At 42.8% G+C, this 15,500-nt stretch carries 12 protein-coding genes and 1 pseudogene; 1 reads left to right on the top strand and 12 read right to left on the bottom strand.

The genetic code is table 11. From position 1 onward, the window contains the following. The first annotated feature begins 78 nt into the window (after positions 1-78). Positions 79-1,080, top strand: a complete 1,002-nt coding sequence (locus tag QZL88_RS16075; protein ID WP_296942773.1) for an alpha/beta hydrolase — start codon at positions 79-81, stop codon at positions 1,078-1,080. Here QZL88_RS16075 and QZL88_RS16070 read toward each other — a convergent pair. The 12 genes and pseudogenes from QZL88_RS16070 to QZL88_RS16015 form a co-directional block, all read right to left on the bottom strand. Beyond that, complete coding sequence (locus tag QZL88_RS16070; RefSeq protein WP_296942771.1) at positions 1,077-2,558, bottom strand: glycoside hydrolase family 28 protein; 1,482 nt, start codon at positions 2,556-2,558, stop codon at positions 1,077-1,079. The genes QZL88_RS16075 and QZL88_RS16070 overlap by 4 nt on opposite strands. A 5-nt stretch (positions 2,559-2,563) precedes the next feature. Continuing rightward, complete coding sequence (locus tag QZL88_RS16065) at positions 2,564-3,388, bottom strand: hypothetical protein (protein ID WP_296942769.1); 825 nt, start codon at positions 3,386-3,388, stop codon at positions 2,564-2,566. 1 nt (position 3,389) lies between these two features. Further along, on the bottom strand, positions 3,390-5,489 hold the full coding sequence (locus QZL88_RS16060) for a DUF4450 domain-containing protein (RefSeq protein WP_296942766.1): 2,100 nt from the start codon (positions 5,487-5,489) through the stop codon (positions 3,390-3,392). Positions 5,490-5,997: 508 nt separating this feature from the next. Next, the gene (locus QZL88_RS16055) at positions 5,998-7,260 is read right to left on the bottom strand and encodes a glycoside hydrolase family 88 protein (RefSeq protein ID WP_296942765.1); all 1,263 of its coding nucleotides are present in this window, start codon (positions 7,258-7,260) and stop codon (positions 5,998-6,000) included. 25 nt (positions 7,261-7,285) lie between these two features. Continuing rightward, entirely contained in the window at positions 7,286-8,554 is a 1,269-nt protein-coding gene (locus tag QZL88_RS16050) for a rhamnogalacturonan acetylesterase (RefSeq protein WP_296942763.1), read from the bottom strand. 12 nt (positions 8,555-8,566) lie between these two features. Then, entirely contained in the window at positions 8,567-8,881 is a 315-nt protein-coding gene (gene rhaM / locus QZL88_RS16045; RefSeq protein ID WP_296942761.1) for an L-rhamnose mutarotase, read from the bottom strand. A gap of 96 nt (positions 8,882-8,977) precedes the next feature. Then, positions 8,978-9,442: a hypothetical protein gene (locus QZL88_RS16040; RefSeq protein WP_296942759.1), complete on the bottom strand. Its 465-nt coding sequence runs from the start codon at positions 9,440-9,442 to the stop codon at positions 8,978-8,980. Between the two features lie 3 nt (positions 9,443-9,445). Continuing rightward, positions 9,446-9,991 (bottom strand): hypothetical protein, encoded by a 546-nt coding sequence (locus QZL88_RS16035; protein WP_296942757.1) that lies wholly within the window; start codon positions 9,989-9,991, stop codon positions 9,446-9,448. Continuing rightward, entirely contained in the window at positions 9,988-10,686 is a 699-nt protein-coding gene (locus QZL88_RS16030; protein WP_296945107.1) for a rhamnogalacturonan acetylesterase, read from the bottom strand. The genes QZL88_RS16035 and QZL88_RS16030 overlap by 4 nt, the downstream gene beginning before the upstream one ends. Before the next feature lie 57 nt (positions 10,687-10,743). After that, positions 10,744-12,141 (bottom strand): annotated as a pseudogene (locus QZL88_RS16025) (glycoside hydrolase family 88 protein); the annotation flags it as partial. Positions 12,142-12,229: 88 nt separating this feature from the next. Further along, on the bottom strand, positions 12,230-13,459 hold the full coding sequence (locus QZL88_RS16020) for an oligogalacturonate lyase family protein (RefSeq protein ID WP_296942755.1): 1,230 nt from the start codon (positions 13,457-13,459) through the stop codon (positions 12,230-12,232). Further along, positions 13,459-15,489, bottom strand: coding sequence for a rhamnogalacturonan lyase (locus tag QZL88_RS16015; RefSeq protein WP_296942752.1), 2,031 nt, complete (start codon positions 15,487-15,489; stop codon positions 13,459-13,461). The genes QZL88_RS16020 and QZL88_RS16015 overlap by 1 nt, the downstream gene beginning before the upstream one ends. Positions 15,490-15,500 lie beyond the last annotated feature (11 nt).

The following is a 15,500-nucleotide window of genomic DNA, read 5'->3' as shown; positions in this document are numbered from 1 at the left end:
AGATTGTTTTTAGGTTTTATTGGGAGGTGGGGCAACTACTACTCATTGCCTCTCCCTCCTGATATAAATGAAGTAGTTATGAGATTTTACTGTACATTTATATTCTTCCTGTGTATATCTGCTATTACGCAAGCGCAGACGGTTATGATAGATGGAATCCCCAGAGATACGTTGTTCACTCTTCATAGTGCATATACAAAGGCTCTTAAACAATATCCTCAAATAAAAAAAGCCTTGTCCAGTCTACCAGAATCCGTACAGGCAATAGAACATCTGGTATATTCCAACCCTACAGAAAGCAGAGAATTGCATCTCAACATATATCGCCCGAAAGATAACAGCAAGTACCCTGTCCTACTTATGGTACACGGTGGCGGATGGAGTTCAGGTGATCTGTCTCTACAAATACCAATGGCACAACAGATAGCAACAAAAGGCTATGTAACCATCCCTGTAGAATACAGGTTATCCCCCGAAGCGATCTATCCGGCGGCTCTATTTGACTTGAAAACAGCTATCAGATGGATACGCGCAAACGCAGATACATATGGCATAGACACTTGCAAGATAGCTATCTCTGGTTGCTCGGCCGGAGGCCATCTGGCAATGCTTACAGGAATAACCAATGGTCAGGCTGCATATGAGAATCCGAAGGAATATCACCAATATTCAAGTAAAGTCCATGCTATCATAAACATAGACGGCATATCCGACTTCTCAGGTGATGAACTGGCGGCATCACGCATATCCCTTTCTAAAAACAAGACCCCGGCATCAGTCAAATGGCTGGGAAGCACCTATGAAGAGGATAAAGAAGTCTGGGAAGCCGCCTCCCCTATTCACCATGTAACGAATCAATCTCCTCCTGTATGCTTTATCAACAGCTCTATTCCTCGCTTTCATGGCGGACGAGACGAGATTATAGAGAAGCTGTCTACCCTTAATATTTATACCGAAGTACATACCTTGGAAGATACCCCACACCCTTTCTGGCTATTCCATCCATGGTTCAACACCACATTACGCTATATGGTTAACTTCCTGGATCAGACATTCAAGAGTAAAACCAATGACTTTTAAAACTCCGAGATCTCAGCCAATTCAGTTTTAAAACCCTTTACATCCGACAATACATAAGGCTCTACACCCTTTGCCACTCTTGTCCGGTAGTTAATCAAACGGCAACCATCCACATCTTTCAACCAAAGGGAAGGACGGTAATCCGGCGTCATAAAATCTATCTGCACGTTATTCAGTTCCACATTACGGGCATGGCGGATAAAGAATCCTGATGCGGGTATGGTACCGAACATCCACGGCTCCGGATATATGCTTTCATTTTCGGGTGGAGTAAGCTTCGCATCTTCTGCCGTGCCGCCACCCTTATATAATATACGAATATTCGACAAGGTCACATCCTCTATATGGTAATCAGGCACGCCACTAATAATAGAGGCATAGCGCGAATCGGCATTATATACATTCACATTACTGATCGCTATCCTCGACATACGCCCCATAGGAGTACCCTTCGGACTTCTCATACGCGAACCCAGACGAAGAAAGATAGGAGCATTCACTATATCCCGCATCGTAATATTGCTGATAACGATATCTTCCAGAAAACCTCCGTCTACTGTTTCGAGGGCAAGGCCACGACAACGTTCGAATACACAATTGGATATGCTGATATTCCTGAATCCTCCGCTCGACTCCGTGCCCAGCTTTATACGTCCGGTTACATAACCCTGATCAGGGGCTTGCGGCTCATCCCGCCGGAATGTACCGTCTATTACCGAACCCTTGTCGTATCCGCTTACATAGCAGTTCGTTATAGTTATATTCTCCGTATCCCGAAAGAATCCTAAACCATAGCTGCTCTTCAGTACGATGGCATCATCCCACGGTGAATTTACCGAACAATCCGATATACGGACATTGCGGCAGCAATCTATATCGAAGCCATCCCTGTTTGTATCCACTTTTACATTGTGGATGGTCATATTATCCACGCCTGTTGCCAATAGCGCAAAATGTCCGCAGTTGACCATCGTCACGTCTTTAAGGATTACATTGCGGCATAGTTTCAAGCTCAACGCCTTATTCCCCACTCCGGGCAGTCGGCTTTCTTCGCGGGTAAGTCCGCGTCCGTCTATCATACCCTGACCGCAAACTGTTATATTCTCAAGTTCTATACCCCATATCAGGCTATTCTTCCAGTGGCTATGGCCGAAATCCTGAAACTGATTATGTGCATTATCCTCTGCGAGATCATATCCTGATGCTTCTTCGGGATAAGCGGCCAATAATACAGACCCCGCATCCAGATAAAGCGTTATATTGCTTTGCAGACGAACCGAATAACTCAGGTATGTACCTGCCGGAAAGAAAATTGTCCCTCCTCCGTTCTTTGTAGCGTCTTCAATAGCCCGGTTTATAGCCGGTGAATCTATTTGCGCCCCATCTCCCTTCGCCCCGTAATCTTTTACATTATAAAAAACGGACGCATTCAAGCTCAAAGAACTGATAACCAACAATACTAAACATATATTTTTCATAACATTCATTCTAACGGCATTAAACGAAATGTCCGCAACTCGGAAGCATTCCCGTACATTGTATGATGTCTCGACAGATTCCAGAATCCGTCTTTCTCTTTTCCCTGATTATTATCATAATCAATAACAGCCCAGCAAAGACCGATCAGCTTATTCTCCCAAAATTCGGATGCAACTGAATAATTGGCTCCTTTGGATGAAGCATAATCGAACGGGGTTATATAAAACTCAAGTATAAGCTTACCGCTTTCGCCCTCTTTGAAATTATAGTTGTATGCATAATCGGAATAAGGTTTCTCTTTGAGCCATTGCTGCGGCCCCCAATACATGCACCAGTCCCCGTTTTTAGCCGGGGTGTATATATGGTAATTCTGAGCATGTCGCCCATGAAACAACTGCCAGGCATCTTCTTTACTTACATCCCCAAACGGATAAAACTTATCGATAAAGGGGCCACCCGACCGGTCGCCGTCTATTACAACTTCGAATATATCGACCATAAGATCGTCGCGCGTAAAAGACCAGTAATCATCATAAGCTTCGTAGAGGAAGTATAACCTGTTCTGCCCCTGCACCCATCCTACTTTCACTTTTATATCCAGATTGGTCTCATCGGGACGACTGTGCTTTCCTTCGTCCTCAGTCATAGATTCCATACCGATAGTATAGCTATCGGGTACAATATCCCAATCATCGGTGTTTCCGTCTATTTGGGGAATTTTGTCTGACGGAAAACAAAAGACACTGAATATCGTATCGGTTTGCCCCCATAGAGGACCGATAAACATATATTGCATGAAGAGTATAAATACAGTAATACTCTTTTTCATATCATTCACTTTTAGTTATGTCTGCCTTCTCTTTCTGAAAGAGTGCGGGTAACATATAATGGTTATAATCAGCCTTTTCGTTTTGCCTGTATATACAGAAGTACTCTTTCTGTCCGCTTTTCAGAGGCAAAACAGCCGCTAAAGCCGGAGCATCCGTCTTTTTCCCCGATTCGAAGAAAGAGAGTGGAGACTGTTGCATATAGGCATCCGACAAACGGATTTCGGAAGAAACCGGCATAACCGCATTGATTGTTTTCAGCTTCATACTTTGCCCGTAATACAAAGTAAAGGCTGTCCACTCCACGCTGAACACATTGTACTTACAATAAACAGGCTTTAAACTACCATTATCTGTCTTTTCCAACACTTTTCCACAAGCTCCTCCGTACGACCAGAACAGGGAAATATCATCCGGTATCTTTACTGCGGAGATTTCTATGATAAGTCCGTCCGAAGAGCTCAACGCGACCGCATTTACAGTAATCTCGCCTCCTTCCAATACCGGATCGGAAAGTCTGTATGTCAATTGCCTGCGGGACTGCTTTACATTTTTCACTTTGAAATCCCTCAGCCATTTGCTGCTCTTACCTTGCACAACTCCGAACTTTAAATTTCCGGCCATTTCGGGTAAAAGAAAGGAAAATTCGGGATGTGCGGCGCCTTTTATTTTCGCCTCTTTACTTACTCCATTTAGGGCATAAGGAAAATCCGTTTCTATAGCCACAACATCTGACGGGAAATGAACATTCTCACTGTTTTCGATTACAACAGGCTCCCGGTTCTTCGCTTTTATATTTATATTGTCAAATTTCCAGTCTCTTGCATATCTGACATCACCTATCCTGTCTACATTGGCATCTATATCACTGAAGTTGAAATTCTTCATCAGAGAAGTTTCACTCCCTTCCACACTCATAAACGTTTTCGAATTCCGTACCTTAAAACCGGATAGATATATATCATTGAAGTAGGGCATCCCTTTGTCCGGTTCCACTTCTTCAAGCATTTTCCTCCAGTGTTCAGGTATTTCTTTGTTTGCATATTCTTTGGGCAAAGTAGAATAACTATATGATGGATTCCAGTTCATTGTCGCTTCAAACACCGTTCTCACATTATCCATTTCTACATTCCTTATATAGATATGCTCGGTAGTGCCACCCCTGTTCATCGCTGATTTAAGGCGGATACCTACCGTTGTCCCCTTCGCTTTCAAGCCTTCGGCAAGCACGTGACGGATACCGCCCGAAGTCTCACTGCCGCATGTCAGTAATCCTCCGCCTGCACGCGATATACAATTGCGTATCACGATATATTCGGTAGGACGGTTTACCCGCAGACCATCGGCATCACGCCCCGATTTGAGACAAAAATTATCATCATTACAATCTATATCGCAGTTTTCTACTAATATATAGGATGATGAATCTATATCCACCCCATCCGTACTCGGCCCATGCCCTCCCACGTTGTTTTGGATAATAACCCCGTCTACAGTGCAATAAGACGAATAGAGAATCTGTATAGTCCAGAATCCCGCCTGACGAAAAGTAAGTCCCTTTACCGTTATATCCGACGATTCGGAAACCAAAAGTGTACGCGGGCGTTTACAATCGTAATCCACAATCCACCTTAACCCCTTAGCTTCGTAATCCTTGCGCATCGCCCAGTAGGAAGCCCAAAATACTTTACCTTGTGCATGTACCACTCCTTCGCCGCTTACCATCACATTCTTTTGTCCCATCACATTGATTAATGCCGATGGCCACGGCATCTCTATCCCCGCAACCCGTGTATCCATCTCGGGATAATCTTTCAGATCGGTACTGCCAAGTAGAGTAGTGCGCTTAGGAATAATAAAATGAACACCATCTTTCAGATAAACAGAGCCCGTAAGGTATTTCCCGGGAGAAAAGGTAACAGTACCGCCACCATTCCCGGCACATTCGTCGATGGCCTTCTGAATCGCTTTTGTATTCATGGTAACGCCATCGGCCACCGCACCATAGTCCGCTACATTATACGACCTGTTACTTTTCGGTAAATTTCTCGCACCCGTTTTCTCTACCCAGCTCAATTCGGGGATACGGCTTGCATAAGCCATGCAAGTCACATATAAACAGATTATTAAAATAAAAAAACGGATACTATTTATCATAATTATTTTTTTTAGCCCCCTAGCCCCCGTAGGGGGAACTTTTAATACAGCTGTATTCTCTTTGTGGCTTCCCAAAAGGAGCAGCGCTAAAAAGGTAACACATGTAACAACTTTTACAGTGAACAGTGAACAACTCGTAAGATGTAAAAAACCTTTGCGCCTTTACCTCTTTGCGTGAAACAAAATAAACAGGCTGCCTTTTCCGTAACTTGTAACTGCCCTAGGGCGAAGTAACTCGTAACTTGTTAAAAAGTAACAAAGGTAACAACCTTTACAGTTAACAGTGAACAGTCATCAGTTAACAACTTGTATCTTGTATCTCGTATCTTGTTTACTCGTAACTCGTAACTTGTAACTGTTAAAAGGTAACAAAAGTAACACATATTATACATTTTAAATCCTGCAATCTTTCACTCATTATCAACACCTTGACAATACTATATAGATAAAATTATTATTTCCCGATCACACTATTTTTCCCGCTCTGAGACTTTTCCAGTTTCATCATTTCTATACCTGTATCGATGATAAGCCCTAGCCCGTGCTTTTCATTCTCGCCTACCGGACGGTTGTAATAGAAAGGCAGATCATCAGTGATTCCTGTTCCTACACATACATTTTTGAAATGTCCTTCCTCTGTTATCTGTGTTTCCTTCAAAGCCTTCCAGGCAATCCGGGCCATAGCTGTATAAGCCGGATCTATCCATTTATTGTTCACTGCCTTAGCAATACCATAGATATACATGGCTGTAACAGATGATTCGTCATACGATTCGGGTTTATCCAGTAACTGGTTCCACATGCCATTCGCATTCTGATAACGGGATGCGCCGATAATTTGCTTTTCGAGTAGGGCGATCAACTCCCCGCGTCTCGGGTGAGTCTCCGGCATTACATCCAGAAGCATTACTAAAGAGACAGTTATCCAACCGTTTGCCCGTCCCCAGAATGCCACACCATTGCGTTTCATATCAGTATAATAGCAATGGTAAAACAGTTGCTTTTCGGGGCACCACAAGTAATCGGAAATATTGATAATCTGTCGTGCAGCCTCATCGTAATACTTCGCTTCCCTCGTCATTTTTGCCATTTGCGACAAAAAGGAAACACTCATATAAACGTCGTCAGCCCAGACCGTCATCTCACGGGGAAATGTCCGGCAAAGCGTACCGTCCGATAAGCGTACCTGCCCGTTCATTATATGATTGGCAGCCGTTTCTATATATGTCTTATATTCCGTTTTCTTATCCAGCATATATACATCAATCACAGCCGCTCCCATTGCCCCACAATCATCCAGTTCCTTTGTATTCCATAATTGCCCGAATGGCCAGTGCCAATGTTTGCGGTCGTTACGGAATGTATTTTTGAAATACCCGTAATTGGCAAAGCCAAAAGCGACATGATTTTTCGCATAGTCCGTATATTTCGGCTCATTGAGGTATTCACCCAGATGCATCATACTCATATCCAGCACCCCATTGGAATAATGCCACTCTGTAAGCGGACTTTTAAACCTGACGTCTTCACCTTTTGGTATTTCCTTTGTGCTGTTGTATGTAACTCCGGAGGTGACACCTACAAACTGAGTTACGGGTTGTTTCAATATATTATCGGCTACAGCCCTTATACATTCTTCATCGGTACGCTGTTGTCCGAATACCGAAATGGATAATAAAGAGAATGCTCCGAGAATGATTGATGCAGTTCGTTTCATATAATTTTTTTTATTCAGTTTTACCTTAATTACCATCCGGTTTTACCATCGAAGAGAATGGTGTGGCCGAAATATCGAATTTATCAGGGTCGTCAGGATGAGCCGGATCGAAGGGCTGGACATCTTTTCTTATGTATTTTTTTACAGGCAGGTTATTATCGATAATGCCTTTTAGTATGCACTTGGCTATTTCTGTTCCTCCATAAGGATTGAAGTGTGTATTATCAGCCAGAGGTTCTTTCTGATTCGGGAAAGTACCTGCGGGATAATGGACAAAAGCCCGTTTCGACCCTTCCACACCCCATGCTTCATATAATGTCGCGCTCATATTATTGAGGTCGATGAGTATAATATTTTCTTCTTTTGCCAGTTGCCTTACAGCGTCGGGATAATCGCCATGCGTATTTTTCACTTTTCCGTTATCATCAAAAAAGCGGCGGTGCATGGATGTTATCAATACCGGAATCGCTCCTTTTTCGCGGGCCTTATCCGCCAGATATTTCAAATCACTTTTATAGCTTGTATAGGGGCCTTTACCCTCTCCTTTCTGTTTCTGGTCGTTATGCCCGAATTCGATGAACAGGTAATCACCTTTTCTCATTTTAGAAAGGAGTTTGGCAAATCTTTTCGTGGCAACGAATGTGTTAGCTGCTTCACCCGATTCTGCATAATTGGCTATCGCAATATCGGAAGTAAAGAAACTAGGGAAAATCTGCCCCCAGCCGCACCAAGGTTCTTCGGCTTCATCTACCACTGTAGAATTTCCTGCAAGAAATATGGTCGGAATATTATCAGCTCTTTCTATTTCGATCTTTGCTACTGCCGGATTCTTCCCGTTAAACTCCAACGTGAGTTTATCGTCCCAAATGAGTTTTCCTATTTCGCGTTTCTTTATTCGTACCGAATCCGTATCTCCTATTTTTGTATTACGAATATTCACAGTAAAAGCATGAGTCGAATATTTACCTTTTGAGGTTTTGATATTGGCAAGCATCAGCCTGCGCGACTCGGCTTTCACGGTTGTATTGCTTTCACCTTTATCACTGCCTAATATAACCGTTACTTTATAATTCCCTTCCGGTACATCTACGGAAAAGAAAAACGGATTCCCGTTTGTCGGATTTGTATTAAAATCATAGCCATATACCGTATTCTCGCCATAGACAATATTCGACGGCACAGAAACATAGCCTTTTTCAGGTTTATCCGTAAAATTGAATTTATAGGCCGTCTGTTGTCCGAAGACAGTTATCGAACTTAAAAGAAGCAGAAAGATGTAATACGTTTTTCTCATTCGGTGCTATATTTAATCCATATGAAAGACTTCCTGCAACGGTATGGATATAGGTGAGTTATCCGGATTCGTATCCATAATATCGGCCATATAAGCCCACCATTTCTGCACAATCGGATTACCACCTAAGTCCTGAGACGAACTATCTCCATCAATTACCTGATAACCAAACAACACGTTTGTTTCCTTATCCCAGAAAATCGTATAATCGGATACGCCCGTATCTTTCAGTAATTGTCTCAGTTCAGGCCAGATGGCATTATGCCTTTTTTCATACTCTGCTTCGAACCCCGGTTTCAGGTACATTTTAAATGCTTGTCTTTTCATACGATAATTTTATTTTAAAAGGTTGTATGGAAACTCACATGACTAAATTATCATCGTCTTTGGAGGATTGCTATTCATGCTCGTTTTCATAATATGTTATTTCTTTAAGTTTATATATACAGGTTTATCCCTGTCGCAAACAATTACCCCATCCTTATATTCTACTTCTGCCACCTGAATGGAACTTCGGCGCGTTTCATAAGAATTATTTTGTTTGTTTTCGTCTGTCCTCCCCGGATGGGTGAAATAAAAGATATAAGCTTTATCCTTATTAATCAGGACATCGGCATGTAAGCCATTTGTTCCGTCATCCTGCCCTTTGCCAGGTATCTGTAAAATATTTTCTTTCTGACGTGTCCAGTTTTTCAGGTCTTTTGAGGAATAAACTCCCTGTCCGTTCCAATTGTCAACAATCATAAAATACTGCTTTTTCCAATAAAAAACTTTTGGACCTTCTCCGGCTTTGTCATCAGTTACTTTGCCTACATTTTCCCAATTGTACAGATTTGTACTGCGGGCGGCATAGATAGATTTTCTGTCCTTCTCATTATTGTAATACATATACTACCATCCGTCTTTTGCATTGAATACACAGGCATCTATTACCTTATCAGAAGCCAGATTAAGTTTCGATTCGAAAGTCCAGTCTATCAGATTATCACTGGTCAGGTGTACAATATCGCGTGGATGCTTCCAATCGGTAAATGTGCCCGGCACCACGGTAAGGTACATATGATATTTACCTTTATATTCAATTACATCAGGGGCCCAGAAGGTATAATCCGTTTCGCCATAGCCTATATTCGCATCACATCTGTATTGCCAACTGGCTCCCCCATCAGTAGATTCGGCAATTCCTATCGGCGTACCATGCACCCAATCTACACCGTTTGTCTGTTGCATATTTGCCCGGCGGTTGGTATAGAACATAAACCAGCGTTGTTCTTTCTGATTCCAGACAACTACAGGATCGGCAGCTCCGTCATATTGGGTATCTCTGTACAAAGGTTTTGATGCAATCTTTTTACCGGATATATTTCCACCCTGTCCGCACAGGGAGGCAGATAGCAACAAATACAGTATCAATACAATTGCTTTATTCTCCTTCATTTCTTCAAAATATACTGGTTCAACGAAAAACCGTTCAGACTTTGTAATCCTTCTATCACCGACTGCCCATTCAGGATAGCTCCGTCAGATGTTGTATGCACACTGTCGACAAACAGCTGCTTCCCTTTTTCTTCACCCATTGCATCGCATTTAGCAGCTGCACGATCATTCAGGTCGATAAATTCTACGCCTTCCTGCTGTGCCACTTCTTTTGCCCATTTGGTATATGTTTCGGACATACGGTTCATCTTTCCGTTTGTCCATCTGTTGCCGGGTGTCGGCGATAGAATAACAGGGATGGCTCCGATCGCTTTTGCCTGACGGATATAGATACGCAGGTAGTGGCCAAAAGTGAATACCTCTTCGGGGCCGCCGTTACGTTCCATTATTACCACCTGAGACTCATCTCCCGTACCATTGAGTGAAGCACGCGCACGTCCTGTATTCAGAGGGCCGCCATCATTATGCCCGAACTGAATAAACAAGTAATCACCTTTGCGGATGCCGGGCAATACCTTATTCCAAAGGTCTTCGGTAAAGAATGTCCGGCTACTGCGTCCGCCTAATGCATGGTTTTCTACTGAGATACGTGTTGTATCGAAAAATTGCTGAAAGAAGCTGCCCCAACCCCATTGACCGCCATCACCTTTACCTTTGCCGTTCTTCACGGTAGAATCACCGATAAGGAATATCACAGGAGCTTTATCATTTATGCGAGAACTACCTGATGCAACTGCATCGGGACGCGTAGAATCTTCTATTCCGAATATAGGGGACTTGGTTGTCTGCGGAGAAGTGTAATACTGTATGGCACTGTCATTCATACGCGGATAGAAATTCTTCAACAGGTTTATCATTTCTGCTCCTGCCAGTAATACTGGTCCGTAACCATGCGCCGCATATACATTCACCGGACGATAGTAATAGAATGCCGGATCGAATGCCATACCTGTACCTACGCAAGTACCTTCTACTTCACCTATATTGTTTATCTTGGTAGAAACCGCGTTCCAGCCTAGTTGTGCCACCGGACCATAAGCCAATGGATCTATCCAGCCTTTGTTGATAGCACGGGCGATACAATATACATATATTGCTGTAGCCGAAGTCTCCGGATACGAATCGTTTCTGTCCAGCAACTGATGCCAGAACCCTTCTCCCGACTGATACGAGGCTATCCCTTTGATATGCGCACGCAGTTGTTCCAAAATGCGTTGCCTTTCGGGATGGTTTTCGGGTAATACATCCAGTACTTCGGTCATAGTCAGCACTGCCCATCCGTTGGCACGTCCCCAGAAAAACGCAGGATGGTCTGTCATAGATTCTATCCAGCCATGCATATACAATCCTTTTTCTTTTACAAACATACGTTCTGTGAATTGTTTGACCTGCTTAGCTGCTTCATTAAAATACTTGGCCTCTCCTGTCAGTTTTCCCATTTGTACTATAGCAGGGATACTCATATACATATCGTCGAGCCAAAGTGTGTTCATTTGTGGACGTTTGCGGGCAAATGTACCATCGCTCAGGCGGTATTCCTTGTACATGATGTAGTTCATGTAATTGTCTATAATGCTCCTCAGCTCATAGTCAGGTTTGTCCTGTTGCAGCTTTATCATCGCAGCACACATCGCACCTGCATCGTCGAGCGCATGAGGGGTAAGCATTTGTTTCATCTGGGGGTCGATAACCCCGTAATCATTCATCAGTCGTTTGAAGTGCGGAGCGGCGTCCGACAGAAGTCTGAATCTGTCGTCCACATACTTGTAATATGCTTTATCGCCGGTAGCCTTTGCCACTTCAAGCATTCCAGAATAAGTTACTCCCCATTCATAGCTTGCAAGACGGAAGTTACCCCGTTCCAGAATAGCATTCTTATCCACTTTGGATAAATCGGTAATTGCCTTATGGCTATCTTTATTTACGACACGTGCGGGTGTCGCCTCATCCAGATATTTCAAGACCCGATCTAAGGATTCTTTTATGTCCTTTTCGGTGAGTTCTCTATATGGAGTATTATAATCGGGAGTTAAGAGATGCAATGGGGTATTGAAATCATTTACTTTTTCCTGCTTCTTTTGAGCAAAGAGATTAAAATTATTGATTAAAAAGATCAAACTTAAAGTGAGTAGAATTCCCTGTTTCTTCATGGTATTTTTTTATTACAAATAAAGGTTTTCTTATGGAATTAATATATGTAAAATCATTCAAATAAATAGAAATTTCGGTCTAACCGGCTTATTTCACGGCTTGGGAGATATTAATCACCATAAGGCTTAGCTTCTTGCCATCGGTAAGGTAACCGGATTGAATCAATATCCGGGTATTGTCCGGACTGAAGGACGGATGTGTATGATCCGGCTTCATCCGGTGATTTGCAGTCAGCAATTTCCGTTTTCCGGTCATACTGTTTATAAGATAAACTTCCCCTTCGAAGTTATCCGATGCGCCCCACTTTCCATCCGAAGTACCTCCGCAATGCCAGAACCCTGAGCCATAATCCAGTTGTCCGAGTAGCTGAACTTCATCTGTGCGGACATTAATGCGGAATAATCCTGTTGGTCTTTTTCTCAAACGGGGTAAATGTCCCATGACATTGAAATATACATGATCCTTGTCTACCCATGTTTCGTGAGTTACCCAATCATTAGCATCTTCTGCAAATAGGGGACGGTTATCCGAACCATCTGCTTTTGTTATCCACATACGTTGCGGAGCATCTCCTCCAGTTTCCTGACAATATAGGATCTCTCCTGCTAGAAAAGGATTTGCCTGTACATGTCCCATTGTAAAAGGTACATCTATAACAGTAGATATATCTCCTGTTTTCAAATCGATAGCCCTTATACCTGAGGGTACCTGTGCTATACGGAATTCGTTATCTGTTTCTATCTTTTCTGCTTTAGCACCTACAAGCCGTACACCAACATATGCTTTTGTTTCATCAGCATCGAGTGTAAAACCACCCGACTCTGCCAGGTGGGAAGGTAATATTGTAATAGCTCGCTCGTATGCTTCTTTTTGCTTTATGGTATTTCTGTAACTATCGTTAAGTAATGAATCGAGGTTTAGTTCTATCAGTGTTTTTACATTATTCCCTGTTCTGAAATAATATAATTTATTGGAAAGGCGCGCCACATTCAGACTGCCTGTGCCAGTGCCCTCACCGTCTGTCAGTTGAATAATCTCTCCGGTTGCTTCCGATACGGCAAATGCCTGTGAATGCTTATCCACCGAACGGTCTGAGGACCTGAAAACAATATACTTCCCGTCCGATGTCCATTGCGGATGTGTCTGGTATAATTTGGCATCGCTATACGTGCCGTTTGTAAGTGCCGTGATTGTATATCCTGTGCGGGTATCCACCATCACGAATTTCTCGGAAAGAAAACGCTTGCCGATATCCGAAGCCTGAGCTAAAAGTGAATAGCAAAGGAATAGTATTAATAGAGTGATGTATCTATTCATTATTTAAAAGTGATATTGATATGGTCTTTAAACTCGTATCCGCGATAAGTAACAGTCAGTTCAACTTTTGTTTTCTTACCTACAGGGATATCTTTTGTTGTTATCTTTCTTATTCTTTCATTTCCTCCTACCGACCAGCTATATGTGTCATAGTTCATTCCGGCATCCAGTTCTATGTAATCTTTATCTACAATAATATCCTTTACGGGGAAACATTTGCCCAAATCAGCTCCGAAATAAAATCCGGGTTGAGCAGGCTGGTTATAAGCCACATTCTGCGTGGCGATACTAATCCGATAAACAGGGTCTTCGAGAAATGTATGGAATCTGTAATCGGTATCATGAGTAGACACGTATAATCTCAGATTCTTATTATCTTGAGTTCTGAAAAGCACCTCTTCGCGCCAATCCCCGATAATATCGCCTTGCAGGCACGGAGTAGCCTTTGTACCACTGTTAGAAAGACATTCATCGGCAGAGAATATGACATTCGATGTCTTATTTTTATAATCGTATTTTGTAATACTTACTTTATCCAATAACTCTCTCAGCAAGTCGCCATCCCACCAGCAAGCCATATTTACCGATACATTTTCTATAGAAGGATTAATACATTGCCCGTCCACATTGTAAATACCATTGCTGAAATGCGACCACATCTCCACTCCGAAATGCTCAGGATCAATATCAGCAGCCATACAGCGCCCTACATCTTCGGTTGATTTTATCTGGAAAAGGACTTCTCCTGTTGCAGCATCACGGTAACTGGAGCCATCGCGCCTATTTTCGTGACAATCCCATACCTGCATCCCTTTTCTGCGAGGATCGAACACTGTCATATGTATTGCATCGCCATGCCCCATCTGTGTGTTGTACAGGCCTTTCCCATCGTGGTCTATAGCACACGAACCGTATATAATTTCGTCACACCCGTCTCCGTCCACATCTCCTACCCTGAGGTTGTGATTGCCCTGTCCGGCATATTTTTCGTTTCCGGGCTGGTCGGAGTCAAATATCCAGCGGTTCGTAAGTTTACCGTTCCGCCAATCGAAGGCAGCGAGAACAGTACGTGTATAATATCCGCGACACATAACCACACTCGGATACTCTCCATCGAGATAAGCGACACAAGCGAGAAAACGGTCTACTCTATTGCCTCGGGAATCGCCCCATGCGCTTACATCGCCGCGTTGCGGGATATAGTCGATTGTAGACATTGCTTCGCCGGTTTGCCCGTTGAAGACTGTAAGATATTCAGGTCCTTCTATTATAAAACCGTATTTATTTCGGTAGTCGGCATCAGCCTTACCTATGATATTTCCTTTTCCGTCTATAGTCCCGTCTGCTGTTTTCATAACAATCTCGGCTTTGCCGTCATTGTCCAGATCGTAGACCATAAATTGTGTGTAATGCGCGCCTGCACGGATATTCCGTCCGAGGTCTATGCGCCATAGTTTTTCGCCACTCAATTTATAGCAGTCTATATATACATTTCCTGTATAACCGTTATGTGAATTGTCGTGGGCATTTGAAGGGTCCCACTTCAATATTATTTCATATTCTCCGTCACCATCGACATCTCCTATCGAAGCGTCGTTGGGTGCATAGGTATATGTTTGTCCGTCGGGAGTTATGCCTGACGAAAGTATGTCTAATGGAATATTTAAGCAACCGATAGGTGCATCAGCAGGTAATACGTAAGATTGTTCATCGACTTCTTTCCCTTTTCGTATTTGTTTTAACTGGTAAGTAACGGCTGCATCTGATTGTATTTTATCTTCAAAGTATGTTTTACCCAAAACAGGTTCTGCATTTATCTTTTCCCCGTTTCTGTATATATTAAAAGATGCATCTAAAGCATCCGATGAAAGATAACGCCAGCTTATAGAATTTGTGCTATTATTCTTCTTTACCGCAACGAGTCCTCGTCCCAACTTTTCCCTTTTAAGCTTAGAGTAGTCATAATTGGGTTGGGAGACAAGATATGTTGTAATAAGTAACAACAAGGTAAGTAATATATAATATTTCATAAACAGCAATT

The sequence above is a fragment of the uncultured Dysgonomonas sp. genome, from assembly GCF_900079725.1.
Taxonomy (GTDB): Bacteria; Bacteroidota; Bacteroidia; order Bacteroidales; family Dysgonomonadaceae; genus Dysgonomonas.
This window is presented reverse-complemented; position numbering and strand designations above follow the sequence as displayed.

What these genes read in the sequence shown, in the direction of transcription:
- rhaM (WP_296942761.1), bottom strand. Translation starts at nt 8,881, where the DNA reads ATGAAAAGACAAGCATTTAAAATGTACCTGAAACCGGGGTTCGAAGCA.
- QZL88_RS16035 (WP_296942757.1), bottom strand. Translation starts at nt 9,991, where the DNA reads ATGAAGGAGAATAAAGCAATTGTATTGATACTGTATTTGTTGCTATCT.
- QZL88_RS16075 (WP_296942773.1), top strand. Translation starts at nt 79, where the DNA reads ATGAGATTTTACTGTACATTTATATTCTTCCTGTGTATATCTGCTATT.
- QZL88_RS16060 (WP_296942766.1), bottom strand. Translation starts at nt 5,489, where the DNA reads ATGGCTTATGCAAGCCGTATCCCCGAATTGAGCTGGGTAGAGAAAACG.
- QZL88_RS16040 (WP_296942759.1), bottom strand. Translation starts at nt 9,442, where the DNA reads ATGTATTACAATAATGAGAAGGACAGAAAATCTATCTATGCCGCCCGC.
- QZL88_RS16055 (WP_296942765.1), bottom strand. Translation starts at nt 7,260, where the DNA reads ATGAAACGAACTGCATCAATCATTCTCGGAGCATTCTCTTTATTATCC.
- QZL88_RS16015 (WP_296942752.1), bottom strand. Translation starts at nt 15,489, where the DNA reads ATGAAATATTATATATTACTTACCTTGTTGTTACTTATTACAACATAT.
- QZL88_RS16070 (WP_296942771.1), bottom strand. Translation starts at nt 2,558, where the DNA reads ATGAAAAATATATGTTTAGTATTGTTGGTTATCAGTTCTTTGAGCTTG.
- QZL88_RS16020 (WP_296942755.1), bottom strand. Translation starts at nt 13,459, where the DNA reads ATGAATAGATACATCACTCTATTAATACTATTCCTTTGCTATTCACTT.
- QZL88_RS16050 (WP_296942763.1), bottom strand. Translation starts at nt 8,554, where the DNA reads ATGAGAAAAACGTATTACATCTTTCTGCTTCTTTTAAGTTCGATAACT.
- QZL88_RS16065 (WP_296942769.1), bottom strand. Translation starts at nt 3,388, where the DNA reads ATGAAAAAGAGTATTACTGTATTTATACTCTTCATGCAATATATGTTT.